The sequence below is a fragment of the Bradyrhizobium sp. T-1 genome, from assembly GCF_053592855.1.
This window is the reverse complement of sequence record NZ_CM132115.1, coordinates 5,764,424-5,777,567: the sequence shown is the minus strand read 5'-3', so window position 1 is coordinate 5,777,567 and position 13,144 is coordinate 5,764,424. Positions and strand designations below refer to the sequence as shown.

Below are 13,144 nucleotides of genomic sequence, written 5' to 3'. Positions count from 1 at the left end.
TCCGCGAAGGTTAGGTAGCGCAGGGCGGCCGGGCTCGTCGGGATTATTCGCAGTAGGGTTAAATGTTTACCCCGGCGCAGTGTGTGTTCCGCGCTTTCCTCGTCAATCTCGCCATCTCCATCAGCATGGCCTCGCCAGCATCCACCAGCTCCTCAAGCGTGATCCGCGGCGCGCCCTTGCGCCGCACCGCACCGCTGCGCGCGAGCAGGGGAATGTGGATAAATGCCGCAAGCCGCGGCCCGCCCGCCCTGACGTTCTCGATCGCACGCCAGCTCAGATAGTTGCAGAGATAGGCCCCGGCATCGCGTGAAGGCCGGGCATCGATGCCGGTGAGGCGCGCGGCGCGCAGCAGCCTCGCCGTGTGCGGCCCGAACGTCATGGCGTCGGCACGACCGGCGATGCCGCGCTTGCTCGAGCGGGTGTTGGCGGCATCGGGCCAGAGCATCGTAACGGCGTTGCGTGCGCGGCTCTCAATGCGCAGATACGGCGTGCGCGCAGCGAGGCCGAACATCAGCAGCGCATCCGGCCTCACTTTCGCGAGCACCTCCGGCAATTGCCGGTCGACCGCGGCGTAGGTCACCGGAAAGATGTGGCGCGATAGCTCGACATCATCGAGCGCGGGACGGCGCAGTTGCGCCAGCCGCGCGACCAGCGGCTGGGTCGGATTATGCGGCGCCCCGGGAAACGGGCCGAAGCCGGTGAGGAGAATGCGAAGCCTATCGCTCATTGCAGCAACTCCAATATCTGCTCGGCAGCGAGTGCCGGCGTGAGGTGGCCGTCGGCCACTTCAGCCTCGATCTTCCGCACCTTCGAGCGCACCGACGCCTCGCTGCGCAGTCGCGCCAGCATGCGCTGCTCCAGCATCGACCACATCCATTTCACCTGTTGCTCGCGCCGCCGCGCGGCGAACTCGCCGGATGCGTTCATCGCCTTGCGATGCTCCAGAATCTTCTGCCACAGCTCGGCGATGCCGGTGCCGGCCAGTGCCGAATAGGTGACGACGGGTGGATGCCAATGCTCGGACCTCGGCGCCAGGATGTGCAGCGCGCCGCGATAGTCGGCAGCGGTGATGTTGGCGCGCTTGAGATTGTCGCCATCGGCCTTGTTGATCGCGATCATGTCGGCGAGCTCGACCAGGCCCTTCTTGATGCCCTGCAGCTCATCGCCACCGCCCGGCAGCATCAGCGCGAGGAAGAAATCGGTCATGTCACAGACCGCCGTCTCCGACTGGCCGATGCCGACGGTCTCGACCAGCACGACGTTGAAGCCGGCCGCCTCGCAGAGCAGCATCGCCTCGCGCGTCTTGGCCGCGACGCCCCCGAGCGTGCCTGACGACGGCGAGGGGCGGATGAAGGCATCGTCGGACGCCGACAATCGAGCCATCCGCGTCTTGTCGCCGAGGATCGAGCCGCCGCTGCGTGCCGAGGACGGATCGACCGCGAGCACCGCGACCTTGTTGCCGTGCTCGATCAGATAGGTCCCGAGCGCATCGATGGTGGTGGATTTACCGACGCCGGGCGAGCCGGTGATGCCGACGCGCACCGCCTTGCCGGTGTCGGGCAGCAGCATCTGCACCAGCTCACGCGCCTGTGCCTGATGGTCGCTGCGCCGGCTCTCGACCAGCGTGATGGCACGCGCCAGCGCCGCGCGATGGCCCGCGCGCAGGTCGCGGGCGAGGGAGGTGATGTCCAGCAGAGTCTTCTTCTCAACCATGCCCTGCTTTACAACGGCGAGAGCAGGCAGGCGAGGGCCCGTCAGGCCTTGGTAAAACCGGCCGCCCTCATGGCCTGGCCCATCTGGCGATCCGCCTGGTCCATGAAGGTTTCGAACTGGCCGGCATCACGCCACACCGTGCCAAAACCGCGTCCTGTCATGAAATCCTTGAAGGCGGAGGAATCGTACACCTTCCTCAAGGCCGCCGTCAGCCTGGCGGCGATGTCCGGGGTGAGGCCCCTGGGTGCGCCGATGCCGCGCCATGAGCTGGTGGAGTAGTCGACGCCGAGCGTTTCCTTCAGCGTCGGGACGTCGGGGAAAATCGGATTGCGCGCGTGCGCCATGATCGCGAGGCTGCGCGCCTGGCCGGCTTCGATGGTGGCGCGCGCCTCCGGCACCGAGCATGTGGTGAGATCGAGGCTGCCCGCGACGAGGTCCTGCATCGCCGGTGCTGCGCCATTCGATGCCGACCATGCGACCTGGTTTGCCGGCAATCCCATCGCCTGCATCCAGCCCACGAGCGCGAGATGCCAGATGCCGCCTTGCCCAGTACCCGATGCCTTGAAGCGTCCCGGCGATGCGAGCTTGATGGCATCCATCAGCTCCTTCGCCGTCTTGTACGGCGAGGACGCGGAGACCTGGATGCCCGGCGGGTCCTCGTTCATCAACGCGAGCGGTGTGAAGTTCCGCGGCGTCAGATGCGTCAGGGCCTGCCAATGCAGCATCGCGATTTCCACCGTCAGCATGCCGATGGTGTAGCCGTCCGGCGGTGCGGCTGCGATCTCGGCATGGCCAACGGCGCCGGATCCTCCGGTGCGATTGACGACGTTGAACGGCTGGCCGAGCTCCTTTTCCAGCAGCGTCGCCACGATGCGCGCGGTCGCATCCGAGCCGCCGCCGGCGCCCCAGGGCACGACCAAGGTCACCGGCCGCGCCGGATAGGCTTGCGCGCGTGCCGGCGTGAGAAGAGCGGATGTGGCGGCGGCCACAGAAGAGGCCGCGAAATTGCGGCGCGTGATCCCTGGCATCAAAAATCCCGGCGGCGCCCTCGGGAATCGGGCTGGTATCGAGGCGGCATGCTATGCAGCTTTGCGCCGATGTCGCAAGCGGCAGCCCCTGTGACGCCGTGCGCAACGGGTTCCGTCGGAACTCATGGCTGCTCCTCAGCGTCGCCCTTTGGCCGCGCCCCGCCGAAAATGCGTGCGCCCTCCGGCGTGAGATAGGGCTTCAATGTCTCCCACGGAACGAATGCAACATATTGGCCCTCGGCGTAGGGGCCGACCGCATAGGGCGGGTAATGAAAGGTGAGGCCGGAGCTCTTGCCTGTTTCGGTCGACGGCGCGAGCGTCACGGCGCCGATCTTGGTGAGGCTCGGCTCGACACCCTTGAACCATTCGTCGGTCGCGGTCTCGCTGCTGTCGCGCTTCCTTTTCTCAGTTTTCAGCGAGGCGATGACGGCTTTCACCATCGCCTTCATTGTCGGCCCCTTGTCAGCGGTCTCGGTGAAGAACGGGCGGATCGAGATGCGCTTGCTCTCGGCCTTGTCCCACAGCACCGTGTTCACGTCCGAGTTGGGATGGGCGCCATGGGTATCCATGTAGTCGTCGCGCAGGACGCTGACGTAGCGATCGGCAACGACGGAGCGGATCGAATATTTGCGCTCGAAGTCCCAGCCGCCGTCCTTGAAGAATTGCGGATCCTGCTTGCGCGCGGCGGCGGCGTCGGCCGCGTTCTTGTCGAGCCACTTCTTGCCTTCGGCCAGACAATCGGCGGCGAGTGGCGCATCGGCTTTGATCTTGTCGTCGAGGAAGACACGGGCCTCGATGCTCTTGGTCTTGACGATTGCGTCAGGCTTAGGGACGGCGGCGAGGGAAGGCGAGACCAAGGCGATCGTCGCCACGGCAGAAAAGATCGCGAGTAATCCTGCCCGCATATTTGCACGATGATATGCCACTTCAATATCCATCAATTTTGTATACGGCAGCCGTCGAGACGTTCGAACATCTGCATGAGCGTAGTGACCGCAAGATGAACCGGCGCAGAACGCGCGGCGAGAATGACCGGATAGTGAAGGTTGGTCGCCGTCGCGCGCCTGCCGGTTTGATGCCGGGAGCCCGAGGGCGGCGGAATTACTCCGCCGCCTCGCTGTGCCCAAGCCGGGCATTCAGCTTGCGGATCAGCTCCTCGGCGGCGTCCGCGATCACCGTGCCGGGCGGGAAGATCGCCTCGGCGCCGGCCGCATAGAGCGCATCGTAATCCTGCGGCGGCACCACGCCGCCGACGATGATCATGATGTCCTCGCGGCCCTGCTTCTTCAGTGCGGCCTTCAGCTCCGGCACGGCGGTGAGATGCGCGGCGGCGAGCGAGGAGACGCCGAGAATGTGGACGTCGTTCTCGACCGCCTGTCGCGCCGCCTCGTCGGCGGTGGCAAACAGCGGCCCGATGTCGACGTCGAAGCCGATATCGGCGAAGGCAGACGCAATCACCTTCTGGCCGCGGTCGTGGCCATCCTGGCCGATCTTGGCGACCAGGATGCGCGGGCGACGGCCCTCGGCTTCCTCAAAGGCGTCGACCAACGCCTGCACCTTCTCGACCTGGTTGCCCATGCTGGACGCCTCCCGCTTGTAGACGCCGGTGATGGACTTGATCTCGGCGCGGTGGCGGCCGAACACCTTTTCCATCGCGTCCGAAATCTCGCCGACGGTCGCCTTGGCGCGCGCGGCGTCGATCGCGAGCGCGAGCAGATTGCCGTTGCCTTCGCCGGCCGAGCGCGTCAGCGCGGCGAGCGCGGCGTCGACGTCCTTCTGATTGCGCTCGGATTTGAGCCGCGTCAGCTTGTCGATCTGCAGCCGGCGCACATTGGTGTTGTCGACCTTCAAGATCTCGATCGGAACCTCGTCGGCCGGCTTGTATTTGTTGACGCCGATCACCGCCTGCTTGCCGGCATCGATGCGGGCCTGCGTCTTGGCCGAGGCCTCCTCGATGCGCAGCTTGGGTACGCCGGCTTCGATGGCTTTCGCCATGCCGCCGAGTTCCTCGACCTCCTGGATGTGGCCCCACGCCTTCGCGGCGAGGTCGCGCGTAAGCCGCTCGACGTAATAGGAGCCGCCCCAGGGATCGATGATGCGGGTGGTGCCGCTCTCCTGTTGCAGGAACAGCTGGGTGTTGCGGGCAATGCGCGCCGAAAAATCGGTCGGTAGCGCCAGGGCCTCGTCGAGCGCGTTGGTGTGCAGCGACTGGGTGTGGCCTTGCGTCGCCGCCATTGCCTCGACGGTGGTGCGCATCACGTTGTTGAACACGTCCTGCGCGGTCAGCGACCAGCCCGAGGTCTGAGAATGCGTGCGCAGCGACAGCGAGCGCGGGTCTTTCGGATTGAAGGGCTTCAACAGCTTCGCCCAGAGCAGCCGCGCGGCGCGCAGCTTGGCGACCTCCATGAAGAAGTTCATGCCGATCGCCCAGAAGAACGACAGGCGCGGCGCGAAGCGGTCGACGTCGAGGCCTGCGGCAAGGCCGGCGCGCAAGTATTCGACGCCGTCGGCGAGCGTATAGGCAAGCTCGAGATCCTGCGTCGCGCCGGCCTCCTGCATGTGATAGCCGGAGATCGAGATCGAATTATATTTCGGCATCTTTTGCGACGTGTAGGCGAAGATGTCCGAGATGATCCGCATCGAGGGCGCAGGCGGATAGATATAGGTGTTGCGCACCATGAACTCTTTCAGAATGTCGTTCTGAATGGTGCCTGAGAGCTTCTCCGGCGGAACGCCTTGCTCCTCGGCCGCTGCGACATAGAGCGCGAGGATCGGCAGCACCGCGCCGTTCATGGTCATGGATACGCTCATCTGGTCGAGGGGAATACCCGCAAACAGCGTGCGCATGTCGTAGATGGAATCGATGGCGACGCCCGCCATGCCGACGTCGCCGCCGACGCGCGGATGATCGCTGTCATAGCCGCGATGGGTGGCGAGGTCGAAGGCGACCGAAAGGCCCTTCTGTCCCGCCGCGAGGTTGCGGCGGTAGAACGCGTTGGAATCCTCCGCCGTGGAGAAGCCGGCATATTGCCTGACGGTCCAGGGCTGGTTGACATACATGGTCGGGTAGGGGCCGCGCAGGAACGGCGCGATGCCCGGATAGGTCTCGAGGAAATCGAGCCCGGCCACATCGGCCTCGCCATAAGCGGGCTTCACCGGAATGCCCTCGGGCGTCAGCCAGGGCTCGGCGCTGCCCGACGGCGCGGCGGTTGCGGTTCGCTCGAAGGCGACGTCGGCAAAGTTTGGAATGCGGCTCATGGCTTCAACCATATCATGGACGCTCAATCGTGATCCGGATGCTGATGGCTGACGATGGTCGCCATCTTCTCCGGCCCGTAATTCTGTTGCGTGGTCTGGCTCGGCAGGTTGGAGATGCCGACCACCCAGCCGAGACGGGATTCGGTTCCGTACTGCCGCGTCGGCACCAGCCGGTCGGGGCGATCGAAGGCGCCGGTCATGATCTCGATCCGGTCACCATCGATGCGGCCAAAACTCAGCGGCGTGCCGCAGGCCGCGCAATAGCCGCGATCGGCGATCGAGGACGAGCGGAAGAACGACGGTTGTCCCTTGGTCCAGGCGAAATCGGTGCGGTTGACGTCGGCGAACGATGCGAACGGCGCCCCGCTCGCCTTCTGGCACATGCGGCAGTGGCAGATCGAAATCCGGTTCGGTGTCGCCGAGATTGCAAAGCGCACCGCGCCGCATTGGCAGCCGCCGGTGAGAACGGGTTTGCTGGTTTCGGTCATGCCGGCTCCATCCGCAAATAGGTGTCTTGCAACGTTGCAAGAGCGTCGCTGCCGGCAAAAACAAAGCCAGTGACACCGGCCGTGCGCTGGGCCGCCTCGGCCTCGGCGGGACGGCCTGCCAGATAGATAAGTCGCGCGCCCGTGGTTTGCAGGGCCTTGGCTGCGGTCTCAGCGTGTTCCGCATAGACCTTGTCGCTGGAACAAAGGCAGGCGAGAGCTGCACCGGAAGCCCTGAAGGCGGCAGCGAGCTTGGCGGGATCGTCAAAACCCTCGCTGTCGATGGCCTCGATGCCGCCGGCCTCGAAGAAGCTTTTTGCAAAGGTCGCACGCGCGGTGAAGTCCGCAGGCGTGCCGAGATTGGCCAGGAACACGCTCGGCCGTTTGCCGCGCGCCTTCAACGCCGCATCGGATGTATCGCGCAACGCCTCGAACGGCGCGGCGAGGCGCATCGGTGCCAGCGCCTCGAACTTGCATTTCGGCTCGGCCGCGGGCGGCAGCGCGACCGGCTTCACGTCGAGCACGGTGGCATCGGCCTCGTGCAGATTGGGAAACTCGCTGGCGCCGGTCAGCACGTCGCGGCGCTTTGCGATGTTGGCCTCGCGCGCCTTGCGCGTTGCCGCGACCTTGCTTTGGAACAGGCCCTGTTGAAGCGCGGCGAAGGCGCCGCCGGCCTTTTCAGCCTCCTGGAACAGCGCCCAGGCCGCATCGGAGAGCTGCGCCGTCAACGTCTCGATGCCGCCGGATCCCGCCGCGGGATCGCTGACCTTGGCGAGGTTGCTTTCTTCCAGCAGCAGGGCTTGCGTGTTGCGCGCCACGCGCCGTGCAAAGGGATCGGGCAGTCCGCGCGCCAGCGTGTGCGGCAGCACGGTGATCGCATTGGCGCCGGCGAGGCCCGCTGCGAAGGTCGCGATCGTCGCGCGCAGCATGTTCACGTAAGGGTCGCGCTGCGTCAGCATGCGCCAGGCGGTTTCCGCGGCGATGAAAGCCGGCCGAGGCGCGAGGCCGCAGGCCTGCTCGACGCGGGCCCAGAGCTGCCGCAACGCGCGGAACTTGGCCATGGTCAGGAATTGATCGGCGTCGGCGCAGAGACGGAATGAAACTGCTTGTCGCGCGACGTCGAGATCGATGCCGCCGCGCTCGAGCATGCGCAAGTAAGCCACGCCGAGCGACAGCGCGAACGCGAGCTCCTGGGCCTCGGAACCGCCGGCATCGTGCACGGGCCGGCCGTCGGCGAGCACGAACGAACCTTTGAAGCCGCGTCCGATCAAGCCCGACACGATGCGCGCGAAGGGCGCTTCGTACTCCGACCATGGCGCGAGCGCGGCGCCGCGCACGGCGAACGTGCTTAGGGCCTGGTAGTTGAAGCGCACGTCGATCTTGGCGGGATCGAGCTTTTTGGCCTCGACCATATCGGCGAACAGCGTGCCGGCATCCTGCCGGCCGGCCACTGGGTTGAGCGAGACTGCGACACCGGCCTCGAGGAACACACCATCGAACAGCCGTGCCAGCGTCGCCGGCTCGGCGTCGACGACACCGAAGCCGCGCGCGCCAGGCCCCCCCGCGAATTCGATCTCAAGGCCCGTGGCCCCGTTCTCCAGATCCTGCAGCGCCTGCGCATTCGCCATGGCTGCATCGGGATGGTCGATCCGCTGCATGATCTGCCAGGGCGCGGCTGCGGTCCGTCCCACCACCGGCGCAGCACCCTTGGCGCGCGGATAGAGTGGCTCGATCTTGATGCCGTCATAGGTCTTGCCGACCAGCTTCTCGAACGGGGCGCCCTTCAGCACGCCGTCGACCAGCTTGCGCCAGTCCGCGTCCGTCGCCTTGGGAAAATCGGCCGCCAGCGGCAGATCGTCAGTCACGGAGGTCATACGGCCAAGGACTCCCAAACGCTTGTTATTCGCAGGCGAAATTGCCACGGCGGACCGCCCCTGCAAACGGTTGTTTTTGGTTAACCGGTATCCGGAAGCCGCTCAATGCCTTGCGTCGAGACGCTGGCGAGGCCGTCGCGCACACGAATGCCTGATATCACGCGATCCGGCGCGATTTCGGCCAGCGGCACCAGCACGAAAGCTCGCTCGAACAGGCGCGGATGCGGCAAGGTCAGGTCGGGCTTCTGAAACGACAAATCGTCATAGGCGATCATGTCGAGATCGAGCGTGCGTGGGCCCCAGCGCCTCGTTTTGTCGCGTGTGCGGCCGAATTTCCGCTCGACTTTCTGCATCACGAACAATAGTGCGTGCGGATCGAGGTCGGTCTCGATCTCGACACAGGCGTTGATGAAGGGATCCTGATCCTCGTCACCCCAGGGCGGCGTCGCATAGTCGGACGAACGCGCGATCACCGCCGCTTGCGCCATGCCGCAGATGCAGGCGATCGCCTTGGCGAATGTCGCGCGGACGTCGCCGACATTGCCGCCGAGTGCGATCAGCACGCTCGCCATGTCAAGGATGCCGCGAGCGCGTCAGCATGATGCCGACATCGTCGAAGATCGCGGCGATCGGCGCGTGCGGCTTGTGCACGGTGATCTTGACGGCGCGGATGCGCGGGAAGTGCGACAGGATGGCGTCGGCAACGGCGCCCGCCGCGCGCTCCAAGAGCTTGTAATTGGTGTTCTTGAACGCCGCCGTCGTGGTCGCCACCACATCGGCATAGGAGACGGTATCGACGAGGCGGTCGCTGCGCGAGGGCTCCGACAGATCGGTGTAGAGCTCGAGATCGATCACGAAGCGCTGGCCGACTTGGGTTTCGTGATCCATCACGCCATGGCGTGCATGGATCGACAGGCCGGTAACGAAGATCGTATCCGTCATTGCTTGCTCTCGATTGCGTTGGCGACCCGCAGGGCCTGCAAGGTCTCGGCGACGTCATGGGTCCGGATGATCTTTGCCCCCTTCTGGGTGGCGATCAGATGCGCGGCGATCGAGCCGGCGAGCCGCTCTTTCGGCTCCGACGGTGACACCGAGGCGATGAAACGCTTGCGCGAGGCGCCGACCAGGACCGGCAGGCCGAACATGTCGAGCTCGCGCAGTCGCGCCAGCGCGATCATGCTCTGCTCGGCGGTCTTGCCGAAGCCGATGCCCGGATCCAGCACGATTTTTTCGCGTGCGATGCCGGCCTTTGCGGCGATGTCCAGCGAGCGCAGGAAGAATGCCTTCATGTCCGCGACGATGTCGATGGCGGAATCGACGCTGTCGCGGTTGTGCATGACGATGACGGGAACGCCTCGCGCGGCCACCAGCGGCGCCATGCCGGCATCGCGTTGCAATCCCCAGACGTCGTTGGCGATCGCCGCGCCCTGGTCGAGCGCGTAGGCCACGACCTCCGCCTTCATGCTGTCGATCGAAACGGGCACGCCGAGCGCGACGATATCAGCCAGCACCGGCTTCAGCCGGGCCAGTTCGTCCGCCGCTGTCACCGGCCGGGCGCCCTTGTAGGGCCGGGTGGATTCGGCGCCGATATCGATGATGTCGACGCCATCAGCAATCATCGCCCGCGCCCGCGCAAGCGCCTGGTCCGGTGCAATGAAATCGCCGCCATCGGAAAAGGAGTCCGGCGTCACGTTCAGCACGCCCATCACCGCCGGCAGAGGCCGTTCCAGCAGCCTCCGCAGCGCATCTAGCCCGGCCGAGCCGGCCGGCGGGACGGATGGGGAGGGCGAGGCATTCATGGCCGTGGCTTTGCGCGGTCGGGGAGGGGGAGTCAAGACCACCTTCCTGTCATTGCCCGCGAAGGCGGGCAATCCAGGACTCCGAGACCATGCCTGCGGAGGAGCCGCTGAGTACTGGATACGCCTTCGCGGGGTATGACACCGAGAGCTAACGCGGCAGGGCGTTTGCCGAGACAGAAACCTAATACGTAATCTTCGGCGGCAGCTTCTTGGCCTTGGCGATGATGTCGCCGACCGACTTCTCGGAAGGGAGGATGCGGACGAGCTTCTTGCGGTCGTTCGCTTCGCGCATGCTCTGCGTCAGTCTTGCCGGATTCCGATAGGCAAGCTCGCGCACCGTGGTCACGCCGGCGGCGCGGACCAGGCCGACCTTGGCCCGGCCCATGCCGGGAATGCGCATGTAGTCGGAGACGTTGGCCCACTCCAGCAGCAGCTGCTCGCTGATGCCGGTCTTGGCGGAGAGCGCCTTGCGGCCCTTCACGGTCGAGGCCGCCTCGAGCAGCGCGTCGGTCGTGCGGATTCTCTGCGCCTTCAACTTGTTGGCGGCAAAGGCGGGCAGGCCCTCAATCTCAGAGATCGGATATGTCATGATACTCGGTATGAAAAGCGTCGCTCAGGCGAACTGGCTGAGGCCCGGCGTCCCCGCGATGATCTTGCCCATCTGATCCGCTCCGATTTTGTCTCGGCCGTAGCGAAAAAGTTCACGGGCCACGTTCTGGATCTCGGACATGCCGAGCCCCAGGCCCATCAGGCGCGTGCCGACGGCCATCAGGCCGCCGCCCATCAGTCGCGACAGCCCGCCGCCGCTCTTGGATGCTTCGATCGCCCCTTCTGCGCCCGGGATCTGGTCGATCAGGGCCTGCACGCTGTCGGACGGACCTTCACTGCGGAGGAATCCCAGGATAATGCCGACGGTCTTTTCAGCGACAGCACTATCTATGCTGGCGCTTGTCGCCAGCCGCCCGATCAGCTCGTCCATGTTGACCCGCCCCTCAGCCGGTTTGCACGCCGGAGTATTATTTCGAAAAATGATCTTGAGCCGGTGTGATGTGAAATACAAGCGATGAACGCACGCAACGTTCCGATTCATTCCCGAAGGCGCGAAAAGTGTTGCAGCGATGCAAGAGCGGAGAAGAAATTCATGAATAATTGCCGCGGTGCGAATGTACGCTTCCGACTTTTGGCGCATGCCGCGCGCGTAGTCTCCGACAATGTCGCATGTCGCCGGCGCCTTGAACGGTTTCATTCGGCTTGCGACATGCGCTAAACTGCGGAACTGGCAGGCTCGAGCTTTCAATACGCGAAACGAACGATAGAGAGAATGATGACGGCGCAGGACAACAAGCTCGGCGATACCGACGACAAGATCTTCGTCGGCAAGGGAGACGAGCAGGCCTGGCTGACGCTGGCGCTCGCCAATCGCCACGGCCTCGTCACGGGAGCGACCGGGACAGGCAAGACGGTTACGCTGCAAGTGATGGCGGAAGGATTTGCGCGGGCCGGTGTTCCGGTGTTCGCCGCCGACATCAAGGGCGATCTCTCCGGCATCTCCGAGGTCGGTGAGGCAAAGGATTTCATCGTCAAGCGCGCGACCGAGATGGGACTGACGTTCCAGCCCGACCAGTTCTCGACGGTGTTCTGGGATGTGTTCGGCGAGCAAGGCCATCCGGTGCGGGCCACGGTCACGGAGATGGGGCCTCTGCTGCTGGCGCGCATGCTCGACCTCAACGATGTGCAGGAGGGCGTGCTCAACGTCGCGTTCCGCGTTGCCGACGACAACGGCCTGACGTTGATCGACATGAAGGACCTACGGGCGTTGCTCGACGCCATCGTCCCCGACAGTGGCAAGAAGGGGCCGGACGCCGGGGAGGATCCGCTTGCGCCGATCCGCAAAGCAGCCCAGGGTTTTGGCAACGTCACCAAGGCCACGGTCGGCACCATCCAGCGCCAGCTCCTGGTGCTGGAAAACCAGGGCGGCACTAAATTCTTCGGCGAGCCGGCATTGACCTTGAAGGATTTCATGAAGACCGACCGCGATGGGCGCGGCATGGTCAACATCCTGGTCGCCGACAAGCTGATGCAGAGCCCGCGGCTCTACGCGACATTCCTGCTGTGGATGCTGTCAGAGCTGTTCGAGGAATTGCCCGAGGCCGGCGACCTGCCCAAGCCCAAGCTGGTGTTCTTCTTCGACGAGGCGCATCTGTTGTTCAACGACGCGCCGAAGGCGCTGATGGACAAGATCGAGCAGGTGGTCCGTCTGATCCGCTCCAAGGGCATCGGCGTCTATTTCGTCACGCAAAATCCGATCGATGTGCCCGACCGTGTGCTCGGGCAGATGGGCAACCGGGTGCAGCACGCGTTGCGCGCCTTCACCCCGCGCGACCAGAAGGCGGTCGCCGCTGCGGCCCAGACCTTCCGGCCGAACCCGAAGCTCGACACCGCCAAGGTGATCATGGAGCTCGGCAAGGGCGAGGCGCTGGTGTCGTTCCTCGAAGGCAACGGCACACCGGCGATGGTCGAGCGGGTGCTGATCCGGCCGCCATCGGCCCGCATCGGGCCGATCACGCCGGAGGAGCGCAAGGCGATCATGGATGCGAGCCCGGTGAAGGGCAAATACGACACCGCGATCGATTCCGAATCCGCCTATGAGATCCTGCAGAAGCGCATCGCCGGCACTGCGGCGCCGGCCGACGGCCAGGTCGGGACAAGCGGTGGCGGCGTCCTTGGCCAGATCGGCTCGATCGTCGGCACCATCTTCGGCACCAATACCGGACGAAACCGGCTGACGACAGGACAGCGCATCGCGCGCGACGTCACGCGCACGGTCACCGACAAGGTAGTCGGCGGCGTCGTGGCCGATCTCGGCAAATCGGTCGGCGGCCAGCTCGGCGGCTCGGTCGGCCGCGCGCTTGTCCGCGGCGCGCTCGGCGGATTGCTGCGAAGGTAGGCAGAACGACCGGCCGCAGGCCAGTGGTCGGTAGCGCCGC

Annotated in this window: 13 protein-coding genes; 1 reads left to right on the top strand and 12 read right to left on the bottom strand. The window is 65.3% G+C overall.

Annotated features, from left to right (window positions below; genetic code table 11):
* Positions 1–58: 58 nt before the first annotated feature.
* The 12 genes from ACWAT4_RS27870 to ACWAT4_RS27815 form a co-directional block, all read right to left on the bottom strand.
* A complete protein-coding gene (locus ACWAT4_RS27870) occupies positions 59–727 on the bottom strand; it encodes a pyroglutamyl-peptidase I (protein WP_212300347.1) in 669 nt (222 codons plus the stop codon).
* On the bottom strand, positions 724–1,713 hold the full coding sequence (meaB, locus tag ACWAT4_RS27865) for a methylmalonyl Co-A mutase-associated GTPase MeaB (protein ID WP_212300348.1): 990 nt from the start codon (positions 1,711–1,713) through the stop codon (positions 724–726). The genes ACWAT4_RS27870 and meaB overlap by 4 nt, the downstream gene beginning before the upstream one ends.
* A 41-nt stretch (positions 1,714–1,754) precedes the next feature.
* Positions 1,755–2,741, bottom strand: coding sequence for a tripartite tricarboxylate transporter substrate binding protein (locus ACWAT4_RS27860; RefSeq protein WP_212300349.1), 987 nt, complete (start codon positions 2,739–2,741; stop codon positions 1,755–1,757).
* A gap of 122 nt (positions 2,742–2,863) precedes the next feature.
* Positions 2,864–3,646 (bottom strand): RsiV family protein, encoded by a 783-nt coding sequence (locus tag ACWAT4_RS27855; RefSeq protein ID WP_212300707.1) that lies wholly within the window; start codon positions 3,644–3,646, stop codon positions 2,864–2,866.
* 196 nt (positions 3,647–3,842) lie between these two features.
* Positions 3,843–5,999 carry a methylmalonyl-CoA mutase gene (gene scpA, locus ACWAT4_RS27850; RefSeq protein WP_212300350.1) on the bottom strand — a complete coding sequence of 719 codons (2,157 nt, stop codon included), beginning with the start codon at positions 5,997–5,999 and terminating at the stop codon, positions 3,843–3,845.
* A 23-nt stretch (positions 6,000–6,022) separates the two neighbouring features.
* Positions 6,023–6,487, bottom strand: coding sequence for a GFA family protein (locus ACWAT4_RS27845; RefSeq protein WP_212300351.1), 465 nt, complete (start codon positions 6,485–6,487; stop codon positions 6,023–6,025).
* Complete coding sequence (locus tag ACWAT4_RS27840; RefSeq protein WP_212300352.1) at positions 6,484–8,358, bottom strand: methylmalonyl-CoA mutase subunit beta; 1,875 nt, start codon at positions 8,356–8,358, stop codon at positions 6,484–6,486. Before ACWAT4_RS27840 ends, ACWAT4_RS27845 begins: the two co-directional genes overlap by 4 nt.
* An 80-nt stretch (positions 8,359–8,438) precedes the next feature.
* The gene (gene folK, locus ACWAT4_RS27835; RefSeq protein ID WP_212300353.1) at positions 8,439–8,930 is read right to left on the bottom strand and encodes a 2-amino-4-hydroxy-6-hydroxymethyldihydropteridine diphosphokinase; all 492 of its coding nucleotides are present in this window, start codon (positions 8,928–8,930) and stop codon (positions 8,439–8,441) included.
* Position 8,931: 1 nt separating this feature from the next.
* A complete protein-coding gene (gene folB / locus ACWAT4_RS27830) occupies positions 8,932–9,300 on the bottom strand; it encodes a dihydroneopterin aldolase (protein WP_212300354.1) in 369 nt (122 codons plus the stop codon).
* A complete protein-coding gene (gene folP, locus ACWAT4_RS27825) occupies positions 9,297–10,157 on the bottom strand; it encodes a dihydropteroate synthase (protein ID WP_449728586.1) in 861 nt (286 codons plus the stop codon). Before folP ends, folB begins: the two co-directional genes overlap by 4 nt.
* Before the next feature lie 181 nt (positions 10,158–10,338).
* Positions 10,339–10,746, bottom strand: a complete 408-nt coding sequence (locus ACWAT4_RS27820) for a DUF4332 domain-containing protein (RefSeq protein ID WP_449728585.1) — start codon at positions 10,744–10,746, stop codon at positions 10,339–10,341.
* 24 nt (positions 10,747–10,770) lie between these two features.
* Positions 10,771–11,136, bottom strand: a complete 366-nt coding sequence (locus tag ACWAT4_RS27815) for a DUF2267 domain-containing protein (RefSeq protein ID WP_212300708.1) — start codon at positions 11,134–11,136, stop codon at positions 10,771–10,773.
* Between the two features lie 345 nt (positions 11,137–11,481).
* Between ACWAT4_RS27815 and ACWAT4_RS27810 the strand changes: the two genes are divergently transcribed.
* The gene (locus ACWAT4_RS27810; protein ID WP_449731273.1) at positions 11,482–13,104 is read left to right on the top strand and encodes a helicase HerA-like domain-containing protein; all 1,623 of its coding nucleotides are present in this window, start codon (positions 11,482–11,484) and stop codon (positions 13,102–13,104) included.
* Positions 13,105–13,144: the final 40 nt, after the last annotated feature.

Excerpts from the sequence above, each read along its gene's own strand:
- ACWAT4_RS27845 (WP_212300351.1), bottom strand. The coding sequence starts at position 6,487 with ATGACCGAAACCAGCAAACCCGTTCTCACCGGCGGCTGCCAATGCGGC.
- ACWAT4_RS27820 (WP_449728585.1), bottom strand. The coding sequence starts at position 10,746 with ATGACATATCCGATCTCTGAGATTGAGGGCCTGCCCGCCTTTGCCGCC.
- ACWAT4_RS27870 (WP_212300347.1), bottom strand. The coding sequence starts at position 727 with ATGAGCGATAGGCTTCGCATTCTCCTCACCGGCTTCGGCCCGTTTCCC.
- folB (WP_212300354.1), bottom strand. The coding sequence starts at position 9,300 with ATGACGGATACGATCTTCGTTACCGGCCTGTCGATCCATGCACGCCAT.
- folP (WP_449728586.1), bottom strand. The coding sequence starts at position 10,157 with ATGAATGCCTCGCCCTCCCCATCCGTCCCGCCGGCCGGCTCGGCCGGG.
- scpA (WP_212300350.1), bottom strand. The coding sequence starts at position 5,999 with ATGAGCCGCATTCCAAACTTTGCCGACGTCGCCTTCGAGCGAACCGCA.
- ACWAT4_RS27840 (WP_212300352.1), bottom strand. The coding sequence starts at position 8,358 with ATGACCTCCGTGACTGACGATCTGCCGCTGGCGGCCGATTTTCCCAAG.
- meaB (WP_212300348.1), bottom strand. The coding sequence starts at position 1,713 with ATGGTTGAGAAGAAGACTCTGCTGGACATCACCTCCCTCGCCCGCGAC.
- folK (WP_212300353.1), bottom strand. The coding sequence starts at position 8,930 with ATGGCGAGCGTGCTGATCGCACTCGGCGGCAATGTCGGCGACGTCCGC.
- ACWAT4_RS27815 (WP_212300708.1), bottom strand. The coding sequence starts at position 11,136 with ATGGACGAGCTGATCGGGCGGCTGGCGACAAGCGCCAGCATAGATAGT.
- ACWAT4_RS27860 (WP_212300349.1), bottom strand. The coding sequence starts at position 2,741 with ATGCCAGGGATCACGCGCCGCAATTTCGCGGCCTCTTCTGTGGCCGCC.
- ACWAT4_RS27855 (WP_212300707.1), bottom strand. The coding sequence starts at position 3,646 with ATGCGGGCAGGATTACTCGCGATCTTTTCTGCCGTGGCGACGATCGCC.
- ACWAT4_RS27810 (WP_449731273.1), top strand. The coding sequence starts at position 11,482 with ATGACGGCGCAGGACAACAAGCTCGGCGATACCGACGACAAGATCTTC.